We start from the raw sequence: 20,379 nt of genomic DNA, 5'->3' as shown, positions 1-20,379 counted from the left end.
GCCAGCTGTCGCCAATATCGGGAGTGCGTGGATGTACACCGCCAGGATCCTGCTGCTCGGCTCCGGTGAGCTGGGCAAGGAATTCGTCATCGCCGCCAAGCGGCTGGGCTGCGAGGTCATCGCCTGCGACAGCTACGCCAACGCCCCGGCGATGCAGGTCGCCGACCGGGCGGAGGTGTTCTCCATGCTCGATGCCGACGCCCTGCGCGCCGCCATCGCCAAGCATCGTCCGGACTTTATCGTGCCGGAAGTGGAGGCGATCCGCACCGAGGTGCTGCACGAGTTCGAGGATACCGGCACCATTGTCGTGCCGTCGGCCCGCGCCGCCACCATGACGATGAACCGCGACCGCATCCGCGAGGTCGCCGCGACGGAACTGGGCCTGCGCACCTCGCGCTACCGCTATGCCGAAAGCCTGGACGAGGTCCGTGCCGGAGCGGAGCACACCGGCTTCCCCTGCGTCGTCAAGCCGGTGATGTCGTCGTCGGGCAAGGGGCAGAGCACGGTGCAGGATGCCGCCGGGCTTGAAGCCGCCTGGGACTATGCGGTGGCGAACATGCGCGGCGACCGCCGCAAGGTGATCGTCGAGGAGTTCGTCGCCTTCGACTACGAGATCACGCTGCTGACCGTCCGCACCCGCGACGGCATCCTCTATTGCGAGCCGATCGGCCACCGTCAGGAGCGCGGCGACTACCAGGAATCCTGGCAGCCGGTCGCCATGCCGCAGGCGATGCTGGACGACGCCAAGGCGATGGCTGCCCGCGTCGTCGACAATCTCGGCGGCTACGGCATCTTCGGCGTCGAGTTCTTCGTGACGGCCGACGAGGTCGTCTTCTCCGAACTGTCGCCGCGTCCGCACGACACCGGCATGGTCACGCTGCTGTCGCAGAATCTGTCGGAGTTCGAACTGCACGCCCGCGCAATCCTGGGCCTGCCGATCCCCAACATCGTCTGCCATGCTCCGTCGGCCTCCGCCGTCATCCTGGCCGACCGCGAGGCGGAGAGCTTCCGCATTGAGGGGCTGGCCGATGCGCTGAGCCTGGGCAGTGCGGAGCAGGAGGTCGACGTCCGCCTGTTCGGCAAGCCGACCACCCGCAAGAACCGCCGCATGGGCGTGGCGCTCGCCACCGGCACCGATACCGATGACGCGCGGGCGCGGGCCAGGCAGGCGGCGGACAAGGTGACGATCCGGTATTGACCGGCTAATTATGAGGAAGCCGCGCTTTCAGGCCCGATGTCCGCATGGCGTCGGGCCTGAACCAAGCGATCAAGGCGCCGACCGCGGCGGCAGCACCAAGGCAGAGGCAGACGAACCCGGTTGCAGGAAGGCCCAACGCGTCGAGCTGCGACCAATCCACCAGGCAGGAAGCTCCCGTCCAGTCGTAGTATTTGTTCGACCCCGACTTGGTGGCACAACCGCTGAACAGGGACAGTTGCAGCCCCCATCCCAGCACGCCGAGCATGACCGAAGCGCAAGCGAGCGCGCGCAACCCTGCTCGCCAGGGGAGGAGGCTCCAACCGGTGGCCATCGCAAAGGAGATGGGGGCCGCCAAGATATGCAGGTACCAGCCGGGCGTACCCGCTCCGCGGCCGGTTTCGGCAATCACCGTCAGTAGGTGATAGCCCAACCCGCCGATCACCGGGCCGACGATGAAGAGGGGCAGGAAACAGGCAGGGGCCTTGGCGAAGCGGCTGGGACGCAAGGCGGCGATCCAGCGACCGACCGTCAGAACAACCAGGGTTGCGGTGGCAAGCAACAGATACTCGGGCGGCTGCGCCAAGGACCATGTTCCGGCCCAGATGTAGCTGCCGAAAATAGCGGCAAGGCCACGCACGAATGCGAAGATGGAGAAGTTCTGCTCAAGTCCGGCTTTCAATCCGATTCCATGGGCAAGGCGGATGAAGTCGTTGGTGCCCAGAAGATTATCGAACAGCAGCAGGTTACGCAGATACCATGCGGCTCCGATGAATCCGGCGACGGTGGCGCACGACACAAGATCCCGCAAATGCTCGGGTCGCCGTTCGTGCAGCCATCGAACGGCGAGAAACGCCAGAACGCCGAAGGAAATCGGGACGAAGAACGCTTTCGTCAGCAGCCCGGCCGCCAAGGCAAGACCCAGCAGCGGCATGGACCATCTGTGCCGTCGCGGCGAAAGCGATTGCAGAAGCAAAGCCCAGATCGTTCCCATCAGCAGGAGGCAAAGGCTGTCATTGCCCAACCGTGCCATTTCCGGAAAAAATTGCGGCACCAGAAACGGATAGGCTGCCATGAACGGGGCGGCGATTGTGGCCTTCTCCGGCAGATGACGTTGCGTTGCCAGAACGCCGATGGCCAGTCCGGCGAATGCCAAGATCCAGGAGGTAAGGCGTAGAATAAAAAGATGCGTCACCCAGTCAGTGCTTTTGCTCAACAAATAAACAGGAGCCAGGATTCCGTAGTAAAGCGGTGGATGCTGAGCTTGCCAATTCAGCTCCCGCCCCTGACGAAATGAGCGTTCTGTAGTCTCCGCAATGCTCGTGCGATCCATCTCACGATAGGATCTGTAGGTTGGTCGTCCGGTGTTGTCGAAAGGCGGAGTGGTTGTATAGGGCATCGGTCCGGGATAGGCATCCACATCCGCCGAAACATGATCCCGGCCATAAAGAGGAATCGAACCGGTCTCCGCAATTTGCTGGATCGATGACCAATGCGCGTATTCGTCGAACCCTTCCCATGGCGGCAGGAAAGTCAGTTGCGCGACGCCAATCAGGGCGACCGCGATCAGTAACATTCGCGTCACGAAACCATTGATTGCTTGTTTGTTATGCATCATCGCACGATCTCATAAAACTGAAGATTCTCAGCCATTTCTAATTCAGAAGCCTCGTAAGCGAGTAAGAGAGAATTTGATAAATCAGCTTTCCCGTGGGCATTTTTAAAGATTATTGTTTGCGCGGCTCGCTGAGTTGATGTCCTTTCCACACATTTCCCATCAGGACGTCATCGCGATCATGGCAGCGGTGGTGTCTTCGCTCAATCCCGCTGCCCGGCCGGTGGTGGTTAGCGGAGCGGTCGCGCGGCCTTCGCGCAAGCCGAAGGTCACATAATGGGTGGCAGCCGCCAGCTCACTGCTCCCCAGCGCGCGCTGAACATCCGGATTCCGCGCCAGATAGGCGGCGGCGTTGAAGCTGGTCGACCGCCCTTCCAACCGGCCATTGCGGGCGTAATGCATGGCGGCAGCTGTCGTATCGGCCCCGAATGCCCGGATCAGGTCGGGATTGGCCGCGAGGTACGACATAGAGTTGAACGTTGTGATGCGGTTCTCTAGCCGGCCGTGCGTTATGTAATGGGTCATTGCCGCCCCGGTATCGGTGCCGAAGGCGGCGGCGAGGTCCCGATTGGCAGCGAGATATGCCGCAGCATTGAAACTCGTCGAGCGGTTCTCGGAATAACCGAATTGCACGTAATGTGAAAATGCCGCCGCACCATTGATGCCGAAGGCGGCGGCAAGATCCCGATTGGCGGCAAGATAGCTCAGGGCATCGAAGCTGCCGGCGCTGGATGCGGCAACCGTCCTGTCATAAAAGCGGACATATTCGACATTGCTCAGAATATCGGAGCCGTAGGTCCGATCAAGAACTGCTGCCCGCTCGCCATAGGCGATCAGTTTGCCCGCTGCGTAATATTGGTTGCTGATTACGGTATCCGTATTGTCGCCACCGTCCAGCGTGTCCGTCCCATAGCCGCCACTGATCAGGTCGTTCCCGTTCCCGCCACCGATATAATCGTTGCCGCTATAGCCATAGAGAGTGTCGTCGAAAGAAGAACCGAAAATCTGGTCGTTGCCAGATAGAATTGTTTGCTGATTGAGAGAACTGGCGAGGCTGTAAATGCTGTAGAATCTCAGATCCATGTCGGTGAAGGACAGCAGCATCCTGCCACCCGGCAAAGACGCCGTCAGTGATGATATCGTTCCGGAAGCCCCGTAATCTGAAATGCTGAACCATCCGGTTATACTGGCATCCAAGACTGGAACGTTGTTTGACGTGTACCGGAACGAAATATGACTCGGACCTTGAGATGTGAGGTAGTAATTGTCAAATACAATGCCCGTTGTATCGCCGTATCCCGCCAAATTGATTGCAATATTTGCAGAAACAACGGTCATTCTGTGATCCTATCCGGGTCAGCGGACGGATTCCATCTCCTCCGATTCGGGTGTCGAGAGGATGTTGTCCGCAGAAATCATATAAAACCTTTACCGATGCAATCTGAGAATGTCCAGGTGGAAAACCTATATGTCAGTCCGTGTATTTGGACGCCTCTACCGCCCCAGCAGCCGGTCCACCCGCCGCAATGCCGGGAACATCGCCGCCCACAGCCCGGCCAACCCGATCGCGCCTACACCGCCCAGCACCACTGTCGGCACCGCACCGATCATCGCCGCGACGCTGCCGGATTCGAATTCGCCAAGTTGATTGGACGCGCCGATGAACAGCGAGGTGACGGCGCCGACCCGGCCGCGCATCTCGTCGGGGGTGGAGAGCTGGATCAGCGTCTGGCGGACGAACATGCTGACCTGATCGGTGGCGCCGACCGCCAGCAGGGCGATGAAGGACAGCACCGGATCGGTCGACAGGCCGAAGGCGATGGTGGCGGCACCGAACCCCGCCACCGCGATCAGCATCCAGCGCCCGGCATGGCGCTTCACGCCCCAGCGGGTGATGACCATCGCCATGGCGAGCGCCCCCAGCGCCGGGGCGGAACGCAGCAGGCCCAGCCCCCAGGGCCCGACGAACAGCACATCGCGCGCATAGATCGGCAGCAGCGCCGTCGCCCCGCCCAGCAGCACGGCGAACAGGTCGAGCGAGATGGCGCCCAGGATCTCCGGCCGGCTGCGGATGAAGGCGGCGCCGGCCAGCATGCTCGACAGGCTCATGGCGCGCCTGGTCATGGTGACCGGGCGCGGCCGGCAGGCGGCGATCAGCAGGACCGACAGCACCAGCATCGCCGTGCTGACGCCATAGACCGCCGCCGGCCCAGCAATGTAGAGCAGCCCGCCAAGCGCCGGGCCGGAGATCTGCGCCACCTGCACCCCCGACGACTGCCAGGCCACGGCGTTCGGCAGATCCTCCAGCGGTACTGTCGCCGACAGGATCGCCTGGTTGGCCGGTCCTTCGAAGGATTTGGCGAGGCCGATCAGCGCCACAACGGCGAAGATCGCGTGGGGGGACAGTGCGCCCGCCATGGTCAGGAGGAAGAGGGCGGCGACCGCCGCCATTTCGACGGACAGGGCGCCGAACAGCACCGTCTTGCGGTCGTTGTTGTCGACCACATGGCCGGCCACCAGGACCAGCGCCAGGGTGGGCAGGAACTGGAACAGCCCGACCAGACCGAGGTCGAGCGGGTTGTCGGTCATGGCATAGACCTGCCAGCCGACAGCAACCACCTGCATCTGGATCGCCAGCATCGAACAGACCCGCGCGCACCAGAACAGAGCGAAGGCGCGGTGGCGGAAGGCGGACCGGAAGCTGTCTCCGGCCGCAGGCACGCTGGTCATTCAGACTGGCTCCAGAAGTGTGGCGAGCCCCAGCCCGCCGCCGATGCCGAGCGTGGCGAGCCCCCGACGGGGCGACATGCCCACCGCAGGGAACAGCAACTCGGTGAAGAGCCGCGTCACCAGGATGGCACCCGACGCGCCAAAGGGATGGCCGAGCGCCAGCGCGCCGCCGCCGACCGACACACGGGACGGATCGATGCCCAACGCGTCGAGACTGGCCAGCACCTGGGAGGCGAAGGCCTCGTTGAATTCGATCAGGTCGACGTCGGCAACCGACAGGCCGGGGTTGCGGGCCAGCAGCCTGTTCACCGCCGGAATCGGGCCGGTGCCGAGCAGGTTCGGATCCACGCCGGACGCTGTGCTGTCCACCACCGCCAGCCCATGGGTCAGGCCGAGTTCGCGGAACTTCCGCTCCGACACCACCGCCACCACGGCGGCGCCGTCGTTGACCGGACAGGCGTTGCCGGCGGTCACGGTGCCGTCCGGCCGCAGGATGGGGCGCAGTGCCGCCAGCTTTTCGAGGCTGGTATCCGCGCGCGGGCACTCGTCGCGGACGATGAGGCGGCCGTCGCGCAGGGTGAGCGGCACGATCTCGCGGTCGAACCGTCCGGCGGCCTGGGCGGCGACCGCCTTGCGGTGGCTGTCCAGGGCGTAGCGGTCCTGCCGGGCCCGGTCGATCCCGTATGCCAGGGCGACATTCTCCGCCGCCTCGATCATCGACGGGTCGCCGATCTCGTCGGGGGCGAAGCGGGCGCGGTCGTAGAAGGCCGGGCTGCGGTAGAGGCTGGACGGCTTGGCGACGCGCCAGGGGGCCGTGCTGGTGCTTTCCACCCCGCCGGCCAGCACGACGTCGCAGGCGCCGGACTGCACCAGCCGGGCGGCGAGGTTGACCGCCTCCAGCCCGGACCCGCACTGCCGGTCCACCGTGACGCCCGGCACGGACACCGGCAGCCCGGCCGCCAGCGCCGCCAGCCGCGCGACATTGCCGCCGGGTCCGACCGCGTTGCCCAGCAGCACCTCATCCACCTCGGTCGGATCGATGCCGGCATCGGCCAGAACCGCCCGGATGACCGGTGCGGCGAGGTCCTCGACCGCAAACTCACGCAGGGCGCCGCCGATGCGGCCGACCGGAGTCCGGCGCGCGGCGACGATGATGGGACGGTTGTTCACTCCACCACCTCCAAGCCACCGCCCTTCGCCCGCTCACGCACATCGCCGCGGGCGATCTTGCCGCTGCCGGTCAGGGGCATATCGGCGGCCGCGAAGACACGCCGCGGCGCCTTGTAGGCCTCCAGCCGCTCCTGGCACCAGCCGCGAAGCTCCGCCAGTGAAGCGCGCCCGGCTCCGCGCCACCAGATCACCGCGGACAGGGTGTCGCCCCAATAGGGATCGGAAAGGCCGAACACCACCGCCTCCGCCACCGCAGGATGGGCGCGCAACGCTGCTTCGACCTCTGCCGGATAGACGTTCAGCCCCCCGGTGATGACCATGTCGCCGGCCCGTCCGGCCAGCCGCAGCCACCCGTCCTTGTCGATCCAGCCGTAATCGCCCACCGTGCCCCAGCCATCCCGCTCGCGGTAGCCGGCGTCGTCGGTGGGACCGAGATAGCCGTCGCTCAGCATCGCGCTGCGCACCCAGACGGTGCCGGGCCGGCCGCGCTCGACCGGGGTGCCGTCGTCGTCGCGCAGGCACAGTTCCACCCCATGGAAGGGGCGGCCGACACTGTCCGCGGGGGCGCCTTCCAGCGAAGAACGCAGACTGACGAAGCTCAACTCCGACGCACCGTAATACTCCAGCACCGCCGCATCGGGGCAGAATGCGGCCAGCCGCTCATGCACCGCGGGCGCCAGCTTGGCGCCGGAGCAGACCACCCGGCGCAGGGCGGGGAAGCGGCGGCCGTCGCGTGCCGCCGCATCGAGGATGCCGACCAGCATCGTCGGCACCAGCACCAGCGTGGTGACACCGGACTCCACCAACTGTCTGGCCGCGTCGGCGGCGTCGAATTTCGGCTGCACCCGGATCGTGGCGCCGGCGGACAGCCCTTCCACCGCGCCGTAGAGCCCCAGGCCATGGACCAGCGGCCCCGGCACCAGCACGACATCGTCCTGTCCGATGCCGAACTCCACACGGCTCGCCTCCAGCGTCGCCAGCCAGGAGCCCTGGTTGCGGATGAAGGCCTTGGGTCGCCCGGTTGTGCCGGAGGTGAAGCCGACCAGGAAGGGAGTCTTCGGGTCGACCGCCGGAATGGACCAGCCCGCCGGCTGTGCGGCCATCCAGGCGGCGGCCGTCTCCGTTGTCAGGTGCAGGTCGGGACGGAAGGTGTCGAGCGCGGCGGTGATCTGCGCCGTGCTCCATTTCGGGTCGAACAGCCCGACGATGCCGCCGGCCGCGACGATGCCGAGGAACAGCGCCGGCAGTTCCGCCCGGTTGCCGAGGCTGAGCGCCACGCGCGGCGGCTCTCCGTCCCGGCGCAGGACGGACACACCGGCGCCGGTCCGCCGCACCTGATCGAGCAGGGAGGCGTAGGACACGGCCACGCCGTCCAACAGCAGGGCAGGATGGTCGGGGGTGAGCCGGGCCGCCAGCGCGAAGGGGCGGGCGAGGTTGTCCGCCCCACGATAACCGACGCTCAAGGACGGTCGATCAGGAGCCATTCTCTCAGGCATGGATCGGCAGGATACCGGCACGGCGGACGCCGGCCGCGGCGACGGCGGCGATACCAGCCTTGATCAGATCGCCCGGCACGAAGGCCAGAGAGCCGAAGACTGCCTTCTCGATCGGCAGCCCGGCGACCAGCCACAGCCAGGGAATGCCGCCGGCATAGACGACCAGGATCCCGCCGAGGACGCTGACGGCGAACAGCCGGATCGGATTGGCGTTGGTGGCGAAGCGCTCCGCCAGCCAGCCGGTGACGAAGGCGGCGACAGGCCAGGACAGCACGAAGCCGCCGGTCGGCCCCAGCAGCACGCCGATGCCTCCGCGCCCGCCCGCCAACAGCGGCAGACCTGCGGCCACCAGCAGCACGAACAGCAGGGCGGCGATGCCGCCGCGCTTGGCGCCCAGGATGGTGCCGGCCAGCATGACGCCCAGCGTCTGGGCGGTGACCGGCACCGGCAGGAAGCCGAGCGGGATCGGCGGCGCCATGCCGAGGCCGCCCAGCAGAGCGGCGAACAGGGCGCAGAGGACGAGGTCGCGGGTGGACAGCATTGCAGACGCTTCCTTCGGCTGGTGGCGTTATCGTTGGGTGCTGGTGTTCGTCGTGGCTTGTGAACCGGAGTCCGCCGGATCGTAGCCGCGTGCTTCCAAAGCGGCGGTCAGATCATCGGCCATGGTGAGGATCTTGACCAGCAGCGGAACGAACAGGGCGGCTATGTTGCGCTCGACGCCGCGGGCGCGCTGTGCCATCCGCACCTCGCGCACCTGCTCGCCCAGCAGGGGGATGAAGCGGATGGTCAGCGCCAGCATCAGCGCCAATTTGGCCGGGTTGACCCCGACCGGGCGCAGCAGGCCGAACAGACGCTCGAACAGATCGACCATGTCCGTGACGCGGGTTGTCAGCGTGACCAGGGTCGCCAGCAGGATCAGGGCGGCGAAGCGGGCGATGGCGACCGCCGTCTCCTCCCAACCGCCGCCAGCCAGAAGGGCCTGAACGCCGAACAGCAGGGTCAGCATGACCACCGGCGCCCGCAGATCAGCCAGGACCCGGCCAGCCGGAAGCCTCGCCGCGGCAAGAACCGCGGCTCCGGTCAGTCCGGCGGCCGCTGCCCCCCAGGCACCGGGCAATGTCAGCACGACGGCGGTCACCAGCAACAGACCGCCCAGCTTCGCCCCCGCCGGCAGGCGGTGGATGACCGACTCCCGATGCAGGTAGAGCCCCAGCATCAGCCGAGCCGCTCGATATAGGCCGGCACGGTTTCGGCCGGCGGGCCGTCGGCGACGATACGGCCATCCTCCAGCACCAGCGCCCGGTCGAAGTCCTTCACCATGTCCAGGTCGTGGGTGACGACAATCACCGATTGCGGCAGTCCGCGCAGCAACTCGATCACCTTGCGGCGGTTGCGAAGGTCGAGCAGCGTCGTCGGCTCGTCGAAGACGACATAGGCCGGCTCCAGCACCAGCACCCCGGCGATGGCCAGCAGCTGTTTCTCGCCGCCGCTCATCTGGTGGGCCGGCTGGTGCCGGTAGCGGTCGAGGCCGTAGCGCTCCAGCGCTCCGGCAACGCGGCGGACGATTTCGTCCTTCGGCAGCTTGCGCGCTTTCAGCCCGAAGGCGATGTCCTCCTCGACCGTCGGGTAGACGATCTGGGTGTCGGGATTCTGGAAGACGAAGCCGACCCGCTGGCGCACTGCGCGGCCATCGGTCCGCGTGTCCAGCCCATCCACCGTAACGCTGCCGGCGGTCGGCAGGATCAACCCGTTCAACAGCCGCGCCAGCGTGCTCTTCCCCGACCCGTTTCCGCCGAGAATGGCGATGCGCCGCTCTGTCAGCCGCAGCGACAGGTCGTGCAGGACGGGACGGTCGCCATAGGCGTGGCTGACGGACCGGAGTTCGATCATCGACGGGCGCAGGGCTTTCGCGTTGCAGTTCTGTTGCATGTGCGAAAGGTTCTTAGCGGGTTTGTTTGCGGGGTGCCAGCGGGAAGCAAGTGCGCACGGATCTCCGGAGCAGTGCGCTTGCCACAGATCAACCGCAATCCGATCGCTCGACGACCCAGATACGGTCGCCCGGAAGGGTGGCGGGCATCGCATCGAAACCACCCAGTTCCGACAGGACGCGAAAGCCGTGCCGCTCGAACAGCGACCGCATTTCGTCCGGAGCGCACCAGCGCAATTCCAGAACCTCGTCCTTGCTTTTCAGAACCCTGTTGTCCTTGTCCAATATCTCGTAGCCGACCGTGAATTCGGCGACCTTCCGGACTTGGTCCACCTTGTCGCTCTTGAAGGTCCGGGCGACATTGAAGGGAGTTCCCTCCAGGTTCACCAGGATCCTGCGGTTCTGATTGGCCGGCCTCAGGCGGCTGCTGTTGTCGGACGCCCCCCAACAATCGATGATCGCCCGGCCTCTATCGGACAGATGCCGATGCAATCCGTCCAGAAAGCGGCTCCTGTCCTCGTCGGTCAGGAGAAAATTGAAGATCCGGTAGGGCGCGATCGCAAGATCGGTGCGGCGGCCGAGGTCGAGGGCGCGAATGTCCGCCTGTATGAAGGAGGTGCGGTTCTTCACCGTCTCGTCCGCGGCATCACGCTTGCGCTGGGCAACCGCGAGCATGTCACAGGACAGGTCGACACCAATAACCTCGTGCCCGGCTTCGGCAAGAGCGAAGGTCAATCGCCCGGTCCCGGCACCGATATCCACGATCGGCGTTCCGGTGCCGATCGCGAGTGTCCGATAGAATGTCGCTTCGTTCTCCGGACACAGCGCGCCGTCGATCAGGTCGTACAACGCGGCGCTGAAGCTGCCCTGGCCGTAATATCGCTCGCTCATTCCGCCTGCCGCCATTCGGTCCGACGAAAACTCCCCTGTCGGAGCTGCCGGGGCCGCAGTTATTCACATCCGCCCCCGATCCGACAAGATCATCGTCTCAGGTCCGATCGCGGATCGTCAGAAACTGTTCCGCTCGTGATAGGTTTGCAGGAACTGCTGCACCCGCGGTTCGCTGGATTCATGGAAAACCTCGCGCGGGGTGCCGAAGGCGGCAATGCGGCCATGGTCGAGAAAGGCCACCTTGTCGGCGACGTTGGCGGCGAAGCCCATCTCGTGCGTCACCACCACNCGTCGAACAGCATCAGATGGGGTTCCATCGCGATGACGCGGGCGATGGCGACTCGCTGTTGCTGGCCGCCGGACAGGCGGGCGGGATAGCTGTCGGCCTTGGCGGCGAGACCGACGCGGTCCAGCATCCGGCGGGCATGGGCGGATGCTGCGGCCTTGTCCATGCCGCGGACCTGCACCAGCGCCTCGGCCACATTCTCCAGCGCGGTCATGTGGGGCCACAGGTTGAACTGCTGGAACACCATGCCGACGTTGCGGCGCAGGTCCCGCAGGTCGCGGTTTGACAGCCGTCGGCGCGGCGTGTCCTCGGTGTAGCCCACCAGCTTGCCTTCGATGCGGATTTCCCCGCGGTCGTAGACCTCCAGGAAGTTGACGCAGCGCAGCAGCGTGCTCTTGCCCGATCCGCTGGGGCCGATCAGGCAGACGACCTCAGATTTGTTCACGGTCAGGTCGATGTCGCGCAGCACCTCGTTGGTGCCGAAGCTCTTGCTGACGCCACGGATGGAAACCATCGGCTGGGGATCGCCGGAGGTTGCGGAGCGGGGCGGATTGGCGGTTTCGGATACGGCGGTCATCACGCCCTCGCGGTTGCGGTCTTGGTCGCGTCCCCTTGCGGCGACGCATGGGTGAGGAAACGGGTGACGCGGGCCTCCAGCCGGCGGCCCAGGCGCGACACCACCTCCACCAGCAGCCAATAGAACAGCGCCATGCCGACGATGGTCTCGAAGGTGGCGAAGGTCTCCGCCGCCATCGTCTGCATCTCGTACATCAGTTCCGGCACGGTGATGATCGACAGCACCACCGTCTCCTTGGTCAGGATCGCCATCATGTTGACGATGGCCGGGATGGTCGACACCAGCATGGCCGGCACGATCACCCGGCGCAGGATGGAGCTGTAGGACATGCCGAGGCTGAGCGCAGCCTCCACCTGTCCCTTCGGCACCGCCTGATAGCCGGCGCGGAAGATCTCGGCGAAATAGGCGCTGCCATAGATGCCAAGGCCGAGGATGCCGGCCGCCGTCGCCTCCAGCCGCAGGCCGATGGACGGACCGCCGCTGTAGAGCAGGAACAACTGGATCAGGAAGGGCGTGCCGCGGATCACCTCGATATAGGCGCGGATGACCCAGCGCAGCGGCTTCACCGGGATCTGGCGCAGCAGCAGCAGGACGAAGCCCAGCACCATGCCGATGAGGCAGCCGGCGCCCCAGCACAGGATGGTGACGCCGAAGCCGCGCAGCAGCGCCGGGCCGTACTGGACGAGAAGGGAAAGGTCCAACATCGGGTCAGGCCTGTTGCAGGCGGCGTTCGACCAGCGTGCCGAACAGGGCCAGCGCGCCGTTGATCGCCAGATAGATGACGCCGGCCGCGAGATAAATCTCGAGCGGGCGGTAGTTGGCGGCCGAAATGGTCTGGCTGGTCCGTGTCAGCTCGGCCACCCCGACGACGGAAATCAGCGAGGATGCCTTCAACAGAAGGATCAGCTCGTTGACCAGCGCCGGAACCGAGATGCGGAAGGCCTGCGGCAGCAGGATGCGCGTCCAGATGGCCGATCCGGGGAAGCCCAGCGCCAGCGCCGCTTCGGACTGGCCGTGCGGGACGGCGTTCAGCGCGCCGCGGTAGATCTCCGACACATAGGCGCCCGACGCGAGGCCGAGCGCGGCGATGGAGGCGACCAGCGGCGGCACGTCGATGCCGATCAGCGGCAGCATGTAGTAGATCAGCAGCAGTTGGATCAGCAGCGGCACGCCGCGGAAGAAGCTGACATAGACGCCGCCCGCCATGTCCGCCGCCCGGCCGCCGGACTGCCGCGCCACGCAGACGGCGAGGCCGATCACCTGCCCCAGCAGCACGCCGAGCAGCGAGACCCAAACGGTCGTGACTGCCGCCCCCAGCAGATGGGGAAGGGCGTCGATGATGACGCTGAACTTCATGGAAGGGCCTTCGTCGAACGATCCCGTCCCTCTCCCGGTACAGGAGAGGGACGGTCATGCGTGCCTTACAGCTGCGGTTCCGGAACGGAGGTCGGCAGTTCCTGCGCGACGCCGAACCACTTCTTCTGGATGGTCGCCATGCGGCCGTCCTTCTGGATCTTCACCAGCGCGGCGTTGACCGCCTCGACCAGGCTCTTGTCGTCATCGCCGAGGCGGCCGACCCATGAGAAGTAGGAGGGCTTGCCGAAAGGCGGCAGCACGACGGCGAAGGTCTCCTTGCGCTGGGCGGCGGCGAAGGCGAGGTTCGGCAGCGAGTTGACCGAGGCATCGATGCGGCCGGCGGCCAGATCGGCGTAGGACTGGTTGCTGTCGACATATTCGCGCACGTCCGGCGGGGTCGGCAGGGTCTGGCCGAACTCCTTGACCTGGGCCAGCTGCGAGGTGCCCTTGCCGCCGCCGACCTTCTTGCCGGCGATGTCCTGCGGCTTGTTGATGCTCTTGTCGTCGGCGCGCTTCATGATCGCGGCGGTCGCCTCGGAAATCGGAACGGTGAAGGCGTAACGCTTCATGCGCTCCTTCGTGATCGTCACCGGGGCGATGACCAGATCGAACTTCTTGGCTTCCAGGCCGGGCAGGACGCTGGTCCAGGGCAGGTCGATGTACTTGGCCTTGACGCCCAGCTCCTTCGCCACCTCGTCGATCAGGTCGCGGTCGACGCCCTTGTATTCGTTGTTCTCAAGGAAATCGAAGGGCGGGAACTGCATCTCGGTGGCAACGGTGAGGACACCGGCCTTCTTCACGTCGGCCAGCGTGTCGGCCATCGCCGTGCCGGCGGCGGCACCGGTCACCAGCAGCGTGGCGCCCAGCAGCGCCGCCTTGAACATCGTCCGAACCATACCCTTGCTCTCCATCGTGAGTGGTCCCCTGTCGTGGCCGGCAAACCCTGTCCGGTCCTTTTGTGTTTACAAATTCAACTCGGTCGCGCTGTCGGTGATCGACGAACCGCTGAGGCTGAAACGGTCGCCGACCGAGAGGAAATGCACAAGCGTCACCGCCCTGCTGAGATGCATGGTCTGCCGCCGGATCGACAGGCACGCGGCCCCAGCCTCCACCCCCAGCAGTGCCGCCATCTCGGCGGTGGCGTTGACGGCGCGCACCGTATGGTCGGCCGACGACCAGGGAACCCGGTCGACCAGCCAGCGGCTGGGCGCCACGCTGTCGAACGGTTCCTCCTCCACCTCGGGAACGGCGTCGAGGTTGATGAGGCGCCGCTCGTGCTGGATCGGGGTTCCGTCGCTGAAATGCAGACATTCCAGCGCCAGGATCGGCGCGCCGTCCGGCAGGTCAGGCCAGCGGATGCCCTGTCCGTTCTTGAGGGTCTTGCGGTCGCGGATGCGGAATTCGTAAACATGCCCCTCGCGCGCGACGACGTCGCCGATGTCCTCGATGGGCAGGGCGAAGCGGTCGCGGCGTCCGGTGGCGACAAAGGTCCCGGCACGGCGGCGGCGGACGAGGAATCCCTCCCGCGCCAGCAATGCGATGGCCTTGTGCACGGTCTGGCGGGAAACGCCGTAGAGGCTCGACAACTCCGCCTCGTTGGGCAGGCGCTGGCCTGCCTGCCAACGTCCCCGCAGGATCTGGCCCGCAACCGCGCGTTTGATCTGGTCGAACAGGGCGCCGCGGCCATCAAGGGTGAGGCCGTCGAGGGGAGGGTCATTCCGCGGGACGCCGGCCGGCGTGGATGCCGGTCCGCCAACGCGGTCCTGTCCGGTCAGGCCTTGCCGTGCCACCCCCTGCACCCCGCTCTCCGCGCCGCATTGCGATGTGACGTTCAGGCGATAATGTATGTACATAATCTTACGGTCAATCGCCAATTCCCAGCATGGCGACCGCGTTGCTGCATTGCGGCGAAAAACCGCCTACCTCCTTCGCCGGGGCTTGCGCGGAGACGCGAAAAAGCCAATTGGTGTGTGGGATTTGCGACAAATCGGTGCGGACGCGTGCATGTCGATGCAGCAGGGCAAGTTCGGGTTGAGGGAGCATCCGGGACCGGTTCGGGACGATCTGGTCGCCTGTCCGGATTGCGGGCGGCTTCATCGTGTCCGTGAGCTGCCGCGCGGCGGCCGGGCCGTCTGCACCCGGTGCGGCGCGCAGCTGTACCGCCATGTCGCAGGGGGACCGCATCATGCCCTGCCGATGGCGTTGGCCGCGCTGTTGCTGCTCGGGCTGATCGCCGTCAATCCGCTGATGGCCGTGCATATCCAGGGAAACGACCGCGCCGGTCTGGTCACCACCGGGATCGAGGCGCTTGCCGATCAGGGAATGTGGCCGCTCTCGCTGCTGGTCGGGCTGCTGGTGCTGGGGGCGCCGGTCGCCCGCGTGGTGGGGGTGATCGCCGTGCTGCTCCGCCTGCACAGGGGACGCCCGCCGGAGTCGCCGCGTTCGACCGCCCGGCTGTTCGCCCTGACCGAGTCGCTGCGCCCCTGGGCGATGCTGGACGTCTTCCTGCTCGGCCTTCTGGTCGGCTATTCCAAGCTTTACGGATTCGCCAATGCCGAGCTGCTAACCGGCGGGCTGGCGCTCGGCGGCTATGTGCTGGCGGTCAGCGCGATGGACCAGGGGCTCGACCGCCGGGCGCTGTGGTCGGCCATCGACCATGTGCCCGCCGACCCGTCGCCGCCACCGCGGCGTTGGGTCGCCTGTTCGGTCTGCCAGCGCGTCCACGGCCATGACCATGAGCCCCTGCCGCACCGCTGCACCCGCTGCGGCAGCCGCATGCATGCGCGGGAACCCGACAGTCTGGGGCGCACCACGGCGCTGGTGGCGACCAGCGCCATCCTCTATGTCCCGGCCAATCTGCTGCCGGTGATGACCGTCGTCAATTTCGGCCAGGGCGATCCCAGCACGATCCTGGGCGGGGTGGGGGAACTGGCCGGATCCGGCATGTGGCCGCTGGCCCTGTTGGTCTTCGTCGCCAGCGTCGCGGTGCCGCTGCTGAAGCTGGGTGGGTTGGCGTGGTTCGTCGTTGCCGCTTGGCGCGGATCGGCCGCGCGGCTGCAGGGACGGACCCGGTTCTACCGTTTCATCGATGCCATCGGCCGCTGGTCCAACGTGGACATATTCATGATCGCCATCCTCACGGCTCTTGTGCAGTTCGGCGCCGTCGCCTCCGTCCGCGCCGATGCCGGCGCCATCGCCTTCGCCGCCGTGGTCATCCTGACCATGCTGGCAAGCCACATCTTCGACCCGCGCGTGATGTGGGACCGGGCGGACGGGGTGCGGCATGACTGACTCCGGCCAGCCGACACCCGAGCATCCGCCCGAGGTGGCTGTATCGACGCGCCGCAGGCTGTCCCTTCTGTGGCTGCTGCCGCTGGTGGCGGCGCTGATCGCCGGCTGGCTCGGCTGGCGCTGGCTGGAGGACCGCGGTCCGCAGATCGTCATCACCTTCCAGTCCGGTGACGGGCTGGAGGCCGGGCGGACCCGCATCAAGCACAAGAATGTCGATCTCGGCGTGATCGAGTCAGTCCGCCTGTCCGACGACCTGTCCCAGGTGATCGCCACCGCCCGCATGGACCGTGCCGCCGGCCGCCATTTGAAGGAGGGGACCCGCTTCTGGGTGGTGGCGCCGCGCCTCAGCCTGGCCGGGGTGTCCGGGTTGAGCACGGTGGTCTCCGGCACCTATGTCGAGATGGAGCCCGGCGGCGGAGAGGACCGGCGCGAGTTCGACGCGCTGGACGACCCCCCGGTGATCCGCGCCGACGTGCCAGGCCGCAGCTTCTCCTTGAAGGCGGAACAGCTGGGATCGCTGGCACAGGGCTCCCCGGTCTATTTCCGCGGCGTTCAGGTGGGCGAGGTGATGGGCTTCAATCTTTCGCCGCAGGATCGCACGGTGTCGGTCTCCGTCTTCGTCCGCGCGCCGTACGAGGGGCTGGTGCGGGAGGGGAGCCGGTTCTGGCGGTCCTCGGGCATCCAGTTCACCGCGGGGGCCGAGGGCCTCAAATTCCAGACGGAGTCGCTGAAGACGCTGGCTCTGGGCGGCGTGGTGCTGGAAACCCCGCCCGATCCGCAGGCGGGAGGGCAGGCGAAGGACTGGTCGACCTTCACCCTCTACGAGGACCAGCAATCCGCAGCCGCGGCGCGCGATCGCCTGCGCGTGCGTTACCGGCTGGAGTTCCCCGGCTCGGTCCAGGGCCTGCAGGCGGGGGCGCCGGTGTTGATGCGCGGCCTGACGGTCGGGCATGTGACCACCGTCCGCATGGAGTATGACGAGGCGAGCCAGCAGATCCACATTCCCGTCGACATCGATCTGGAACCGGATCTGGTGGCCCGCACCTATGGCATTGTCGATGACAAGCCGATGGATGAAGCGACATTGCGCAAGCTCGTTGCCATCCAGGTGCAAAAGGGCATGCGGGGCCGGCTGGCCTCGGGCAACCTGCTGACCGGGCAGAAGCTGGTGTCTTTCGATTTCGAACCGGGTCCACACCAGCCGGTTCCGGGAACCGAGCGGTCGGAATTGCCGACGGTTGAGTCCGTCGACATCGAGTCCATCACAAGATCGACCGGCATCCTGATGGACAAGGTTTCGGCATTGCCGCTGGACGGGCTGATCGCCGATCTGCGCGGTACACTGCAGTCGGTGGGCGGGCTTGCCGGGTCGCCGGACCTCGCGCGTTCCCTGGCGGCTCTCGCCAAGGCGCTGGGCAGCGCCGACGCGCTGATGCGCGACGCCGACCGGCAGTTGCCGGAGCTGGTGAAGAGTCTGCGCGGGGTGGCGACGGCGGCGCAGGGAACGCTGAACAGTGCCAACGGGTTGCTGGGCGGTGGCGGCGGGCAGGCCGATCTGGCCGGGGTGATGCGGCAGCTGAACGACGCCGCGCGCTCCTTCCGCGTGCTGGCCGACTATCTGGAACGCCACCCGGAGGCGCTGCTCCGGGGCAAGACACCGTAAGGGATCGGGGGAACGGATGAGGATTGGACGGGTGCCCGGATGGCGGGCTGCGGCGATGGCGCTGCCATTGCTGGTGCTGGCGGCCTGCCAGTCGACGCCGGACAGCCGGCTCTACACGCTGGCGGTCGTCCCGCCGGCAACGGCGGCGCAGACGGTCCGCACGGCGCCCCAAACCTTGGCATTGGGATCGTTGGACCTGCCGATGTTGATCGACCGGCCACAGATCGTCCGCCGCATCGACGGCAACCGGGTGGAGGCGCTGGAGTTCGACCGCTGGGCCGAGCCGCTGGCCGATGGACTGCGCTCCACCCTGGCCGGTGACCTCGCCGCGCGCCTGCCGGGCGTGACTGTCCTCTCGGTGGCCGGCAGCGTGGTTGAGGAGGGCACGGCGGTGCTGGCCGTCACCGTCCTGCGGTTCGATGCCGATGTCGGCGGACGGGTGGTGCTGGACGCGCAATGGACCGTGTCGCGGGCCGGCGCCGCGCGCAAGAGCGGCCCGTCGCGCGAGACGGTGGAGATCCCGGCCGCCGGCGCCGAGCCGGATGCCTTGGTACGGGCGATGAGCCAGGCGGTCGCGACCTTCGCCGACCGTGTCGCCGCCGGGGTGCGCCGCTGAAAACGGCGGCCTCTTCCGGACCGGCCTCTCTTCAGTGAAGCAGCGTTGTGCCGCGGTCGGCCGTCGGGCGGGGGCGGTCCATGCGCTCTGCCGCGGACCGATGGGTCTGCAGGTGCTGCGCCTCCGGGTCGGACATCCGCAATCCGGCTCGGGTGAGGGCGGAGGCCAGGACGCAGAGCGGCGCCATCGCCATGCGCACGCCCGGCAGCGGCAGCCAATCATTCATCAGGAGACCTGCCTCGCCATGCTGTCCCTGCTGGGCCAGCCGCAGCATGTCGAGCAGCAGCGCCTCGTCAACGCCGAGTGACGGACAGGGCGGCCGGTGCAGGTCCAGCGGGCGGGTGGTCGCCGCCAGAACGATCCGCATCAGCGTATCGAAGGCCACCGCGGCGTCGTTGGAAAGGCCGGCCGCAGTCATTCCGTCCTGCCAGTGCGGATGCTGGCGTTCCGGCTCGCGCAGGGGTTCGGCCCACAGGCGCAGAACGGACACGATCAGCGCCTCCGCAGCGTGCAGATCCTGGAAACGCTCGCGGGCCGGCAGGGCGCGGCGATGGGACGACAGGGAGGACATGGCGAACTCCGCTTTGGGAAACGAGCGAAGAATAGGGTTCCCGCAATGAAAATGCAAGTCATTCTCATTTGCATTGTGGGAGGTGCCCGTCAGCGATATTCCGCCCGCCGTGCCAGCCCCTCCTTCAGATGCCGGATCGCCGCATGCACCTTGGACGGCACATGGCGCTTTTGCGGATAGACGGCCCAAACCGCGGTGTTGGGTGGGCGGTGGCGATCCAGCAGGGAGACCAGCCGCCCTTCCGCCACCGGCCCCCGCACGTAGTAATCCGGCAATTGGCACAACCCGAATCCGCGCAGCGCGGCATCGAGCACCGAGAAGCCGCTGTTGCAGCGCCAGCGGCCGCGCGGACGGAACAGCCAATCCTGTCCGTTGTCATCGAACAGCCAATGGTCGGAGGTGCCGATCAGGCATTGATGCGAGGCGAGAGTCGCCAGACCGTGGGGAACGCCGTGACGCTCCAGATAGGCCGGTGAGGCGCAAAGATGCATCACGCGCGGGGCGATGCGCGTCGCCACCATACTCGATTCGCTGAGCCGGCCAAGGCGGATCGCCAGATCATAGCCCTCTTGCACCAGATCGAGCTGCCGGTTGGTCAACTCGACCTCGATGCTCAACTGGGGGTGCCGCTCCATGAGGTCGTTGATCAGCGGCATGACGAACTGCTCGCCATAGGCGGTGGAGCAGGTCATGCGCAGCATCCCCTTCACCTCGGCGTCGCTGCCCCCCTGCAGCGCGCCCACGGCCAGAAACGCCTCTTCGCGCTGCTCTGCCAGCCGCCGGCAACGGGCGAGAAAGGCGTGGCCGCTCTCCGTCAGGCTGACCTTGCGGGTGGTGCGGTAGAAGAGTCGGGCCTGCAGCCTGTCCTCCAGCCGCGCCACGCTGCGGCTGACATGCGACGAGGAAACGCGCAGCCGTTCAGCAGCGCGTGAAAAGCTGCCGGCTTCGGCCACCGCCACGAATTCGTCGATGCCGTCCCAGCCGCTCATGATCCA

19 protein-coding genes and 2 pseudogenes are annotated in these 20,379 nt (G+C 66.7%); 4 read left to right on the top strand and 17 right to left on the bottom strand.

Going from position 1 to position 20,379, the window contains the following annotated elements; translation table 11 throughout:
* Window positions 1-31 precede the first annotated feature (31 nt).
* Window positions 32-1,198, top strand: a complete 1,167-nt coding sequence (gene purT / locus A6A40_RS29385) for a formate-dependent phosphoribosylglycinamide formyltransferase (protein ID WP_108549350.1) — start codon at window positions 32-34, stop codon at window positions 1,196-1,198.
* Window positions 1,199-1,202: 4 nt separating this feature from the next.
* Here the strand turns inward: purT and A6A40_RS29380 are convergent, their stop codons facing one another.
* The 15 genes and pseudogenes from A6A40_RS29380 to A6A40_RS29315 form a co-directional block, all read right to left on the bottom strand.
* Window positions 1,203-2,813: a hypothetical protein gene (locus tag A6A40_RS29380; protein WP_108549349.1), complete on the bottom strand. Its 1,611-nt coding sequence runs from the start codon at window positions 2,811-2,813 to the stop codon at window positions 1,203-1,205.
* Between the two features lie 159 nt (window positions 2,814-2,972).
* On the bottom strand, window positions 2,973-4,148 hold the full coding sequence (locus A6A40_RS29375; RefSeq protein ID WP_108549348.1) for a calcium-binding protein: 1,176 nt from the start codon (window positions 4,146-4,148) through the stop codon (window positions 2,973-2,975).
* A 156-nt stretch (window positions 4,149-4,304) separates the two neighbouring features.
* Window positions 4,305-5,540: an MFS transporter gene (locus A6A40_RS29370; protein WP_108549347.1), complete on the bottom strand. Its 1,236-nt coding sequence runs from the start codon at window positions 5,538-5,540 to the stop codon at window positions 4,305-4,307.
* Entirely contained in the window at window positions 5,541-6,710 is a 1,170-nt protein-coding gene (locus tag A6A40_RS29365; RefSeq protein WP_108549346.1) for a thiolase family protein, read from the bottom strand.
* On the bottom strand, window positions 6,707-8,173 hold the full coding sequence (locus A6A40_RS29360; RefSeq protein ID WP_108549345.1) for a class I adenylate-forming enzyme family protein: 1,467 nt from the start codon (window positions 8,171-8,173) through the stop codon (window positions 6,707-6,709). The genes A6A40_RS29365 and A6A40_RS29360 overlap by 4 nt, the downstream gene beginning before the upstream one ends.
* 25 nt (window positions 8,174-8,198) lie before the next feature.
* Window positions 8,199-8,744, bottom strand: coding sequence for a biotin transporter BioY (locus A6A40_RS29355; RefSeq protein ID WP_167562562.1), 546 nt, complete (start codon window positions 8,742-8,744; stop codon window positions 8,199-8,201).
* A gap of 30 nt (window positions 8,745-8,774) precedes the next feature.
* On the bottom strand, window positions 8,775-9,422 hold the full coding sequence (locus A6A40_RS29350; RefSeq protein WP_108549343.1) for an energy-coupling factor transporter transmembrane component T family protein: 648 nt from the start codon (window positions 9,420-9,422) through the stop codon (window positions 8,775-8,777).
* Window positions 9,422-10,096, bottom strand: a complete 675-nt coding sequence (locus A6A40_RS29345; protein WP_108549535.1) for an energy-coupling factor ABC transporter ATP-binding protein — start codon at window positions 10,094-10,096, stop codon at window positions 9,422-9,424. Before A6A40_RS29345 ends, A6A40_RS29350 begins: the two co-directional genes overlap by 1 nt.
* Before the next feature lie 127 nt (window positions 10,097-10,223).
* A complete protein-coding gene (locus A6A40_RS29340; protein WP_158279387.1) occupies window positions 10,224-11,024 on the bottom strand; it encodes a class I SAM-dependent methyltransferase in 801 nt (266 codons plus the stop codon).
* 117 nt (window positions 11,025-11,141) lie between these two features.
* Window positions 11,142-11,312, bottom strand: a pseudogene (locus tag A6A40_RS32040) (amino acid ABC transporter ATP-binding protein); the annotation flags it as partial.
* A gap of 1 nt (window position 11,313) precedes the next feature.
* Window positions 11,314-11,815 (bottom strand): annotated as a pseudogene (locus A6A40_RS29335) (amino acid ABC transporter ATP-binding protein); the annotation flags it as partial.
* A 71-nt stretch (window positions 11,816-11,886) separates the two neighbouring features.
* Window positions 11,887-12,591: an amino acid ABC transporter permease gene (locus A6A40_RS29330; RefSeq protein WP_108549341.1), complete on the bottom strand. Its 705-nt coding sequence runs from the start codon at window positions 12,589-12,591 to the stop codon at window positions 11,887-11,889.
* A 4-nt stretch (window positions 12,592-12,595) separates the two neighbouring features.
* Window positions 12,596-13,243: an amino acid ABC transporter permease gene (locus tag A6A40_RS29325; RefSeq protein ID WP_108549340.1), complete on the bottom strand. Its 648-nt coding sequence runs from the start codon at window positions 13,241-13,243 to the stop codon at window positions 12,596-12,598.
* A gap of 65 nt (window positions 13,244-13,308) precedes the next feature.
* The gene (locus A6A40_RS29320) at window positions 13,309-14,139 is read right to left on the bottom strand and encodes a transporter substrate-binding domain-containing protein (RefSeq protein ID WP_236784140.1); all 831 of its coding nucleotides are present in this window, start codon (window positions 14,137-14,139) and stop codon (window positions 13,309-13,311) included.
* Window positions 14,140-14,205: 66 nt separating this feature from the next.
* Complete coding sequence (locus A6A40_RS29315; protein ID WP_236784139.1) at window positions 14,206-15,033, bottom strand: GntR family transcriptional regulator; 828 nt, start codon at window positions 15,031-15,033, stop codon at window positions 14,206-14,208.
* Between the two features lie 214 nt (window positions 15,034-15,247).
* Between A6A40_RS29315 and A6A40_RS29310 the strand changes: the two genes are divergently transcribed.
* From A6A40_RS29310 to A6A40_RS29300, 3 genes are read left to right on the top strand one after another with little or no spacing between them, the layout of a single operon-like run.
* The gene (locus A6A40_RS29310) at window positions 15,248-16,534 is read left to right on the top strand and encodes a paraquat-inducible protein A (RefSeq protein ID WP_236784138.1); all 1,287 of its coding nucleotides are present in this window, start codon (window positions 15,248-15,250) and stop codon (window positions 16,532-16,534) included.
* On the top strand, window positions 16,527-18,197 hold the full coding sequence (locus A6A40_RS29305) for a PqiB family protein (RefSeq protein ID WP_108549338.1): 1,671 nt from the start codon (window positions 16,527-16,529) through the stop codon (window positions 18,195-18,197). The genes A6A40_RS29310 and A6A40_RS29305 overlap by 8 nt, the downstream gene beginning before the upstream one ends.
* A 31-nt stretch (window positions 18,198-18,228) precedes the next feature.
* Window positions 18,229-18,813 carry a PqiC family protein gene (locus tag A6A40_RS29300; RefSeq protein ID WP_236784137.1) on the top strand — a complete coding sequence of 195 codons (585 nt, stop codon included), beginning with the start codon at window positions 18,229-18,231 and terminating at the stop codon, window positions 18,811-18,813.
* Between the two features lie 31 nt (window positions 18,814-18,844).
* Here the strand turns inward: A6A40_RS29300 and A6A40_RS29295 are convergent, their stop codons facing one another.
* Both A6A40_RS29295 and A6A40_RS29290 read right to left on the bottom strand, forming a co-directional pair.
* Complete coding sequence (locus A6A40_RS29295; RefSeq protein WP_108549337.1) at window positions 18,845-19,384, bottom strand: hypothetical protein; 540 nt, start codon at window positions 19,382-19,384, stop codon at window positions 18,845-18,847.
* An 89-nt stretch (window positions 19,385-19,473) separates the two neighbouring features.
* Complete coding sequence (locus A6A40_RS29290; protein ID WP_108549336.1) at window positions 19,474-20,373, bottom strand: LysR family transcriptional regulator; 900 nt, start codon at window positions 20,371-20,373, stop codon at window positions 19,474-19,476.
* Window positions 20,374-20,379 lie beyond the last annotated feature (6 nt).

The organism is Azospirillum humicireducens, assembly GCF_001639105.2.
Classification (GTDB): domain Bacteria; phylum Pseudomonadota; class Alphaproteobacteria; order Azospirillales; family Azospirillaceae; genus Azospirillum; species Azospirillum humicireducens.
This window is presented reverse-complemented; position numbering and strand designations above follow the sequence as displayed.

Bases quoted from the DNA above. Each gene is read 5' to 3' on its own strand.
- A6A40_RS29310 (WP_236784138.1), top strand. From the start codon at position 15,248: ATGTCGATGCAGCAGGGCAAGTTCGGGTTGAGGGAGCATCCGGGACCG.
- purT (WP_108549350.1), top strand. From the start codon at position 32: ATGTACACCGCCAGGATCCTGCTGCTCGGCTCCGGTGAGCTGGGCAAG.
- A6A40_RS29305 (WP_108549338.1), top strand. From the start codon at position 16,527: ATGACTGACTCCGGCCAGCCGACACCCGAGCATCCGCCCGAGGTGGCT.
- A6A40_RS29375 (WP_108549348.1), bottom strand. From the start codon at position 4,148: ATGACCGTTGTTTCTGCAAATATTGCAATCAATTTGGCGGGATACGGC.
- A6A40_RS29330 (WP_108549341.1), bottom strand. From the start codon at position 12,591: ATGTTGGACCTTTCCCTTCTCGTCCAGTACGGCCCGGCGCTGCTGCGC.
- A6A40_RS29370 (WP_108549347.1), bottom strand. From the start codon at position 5,540: ATGACCAGCGTGCCTGCGGCCGGAGACAGCTTCCGGTCCGCCTTCCGC.
- A6A40_RS29290 (WP_108549336.1), bottom strand. From the start codon at position 20,373: ATGAGCGGCTGGGACGGCATCGACGAATTCGTGGCGGTGGCCGAAGCC.
- A6A40_RS29325 (WP_108549340.1), bottom strand. From the start codon at position 13,243: ATGAAGTTCAGCGTCATCATCGACGCCCTTCCCCATCTGCTGGGGGCG.
- A6A40_RS29320 (WP_236784140.1), bottom strand. From the start codon at position 14,139: ATGGTTCGGACGATGTTCAAGGCGGCGCTGCTGGGCGCCACGCTGCTG.
- A6A40_RS29295 (WP_108549337.1), bottom strand. From the start codon at position 19,384: ATGTCCTCCCTGTCGTCCCATCGCCGCGCCCTGCCGGCCCGCGAGCGT.
- A6A40_RS29340 (WP_158279387.1), bottom strand. From the start codon at position 11,024: ATGAGCGAGCGATATTACGGCCAGGGCAGCTTCAGCGCCGCGTTGTAC.
- A6A40_RS29345 (WP_108549535.1), bottom strand. From the start codon at position 10,096: ATGATCGAACTCCGGTCCGTCAGCCACGCCTATGGCGACCGTCCCGTC.
- A6A40_RS29350 (WP_108549343.1), bottom strand. From the start codon at position 9,422: ATGCTGGGGCTCTACCTGCATCGGGAGTCGGTCATCCACCGCCTGCCG.
- A6A40_RS29380 (WP_108549349.1), bottom strand. From the start codon at position 2,813: ATGATGCATAACAAACAAGCAATCAATGGTTTCGTGACGCGAATGTTA.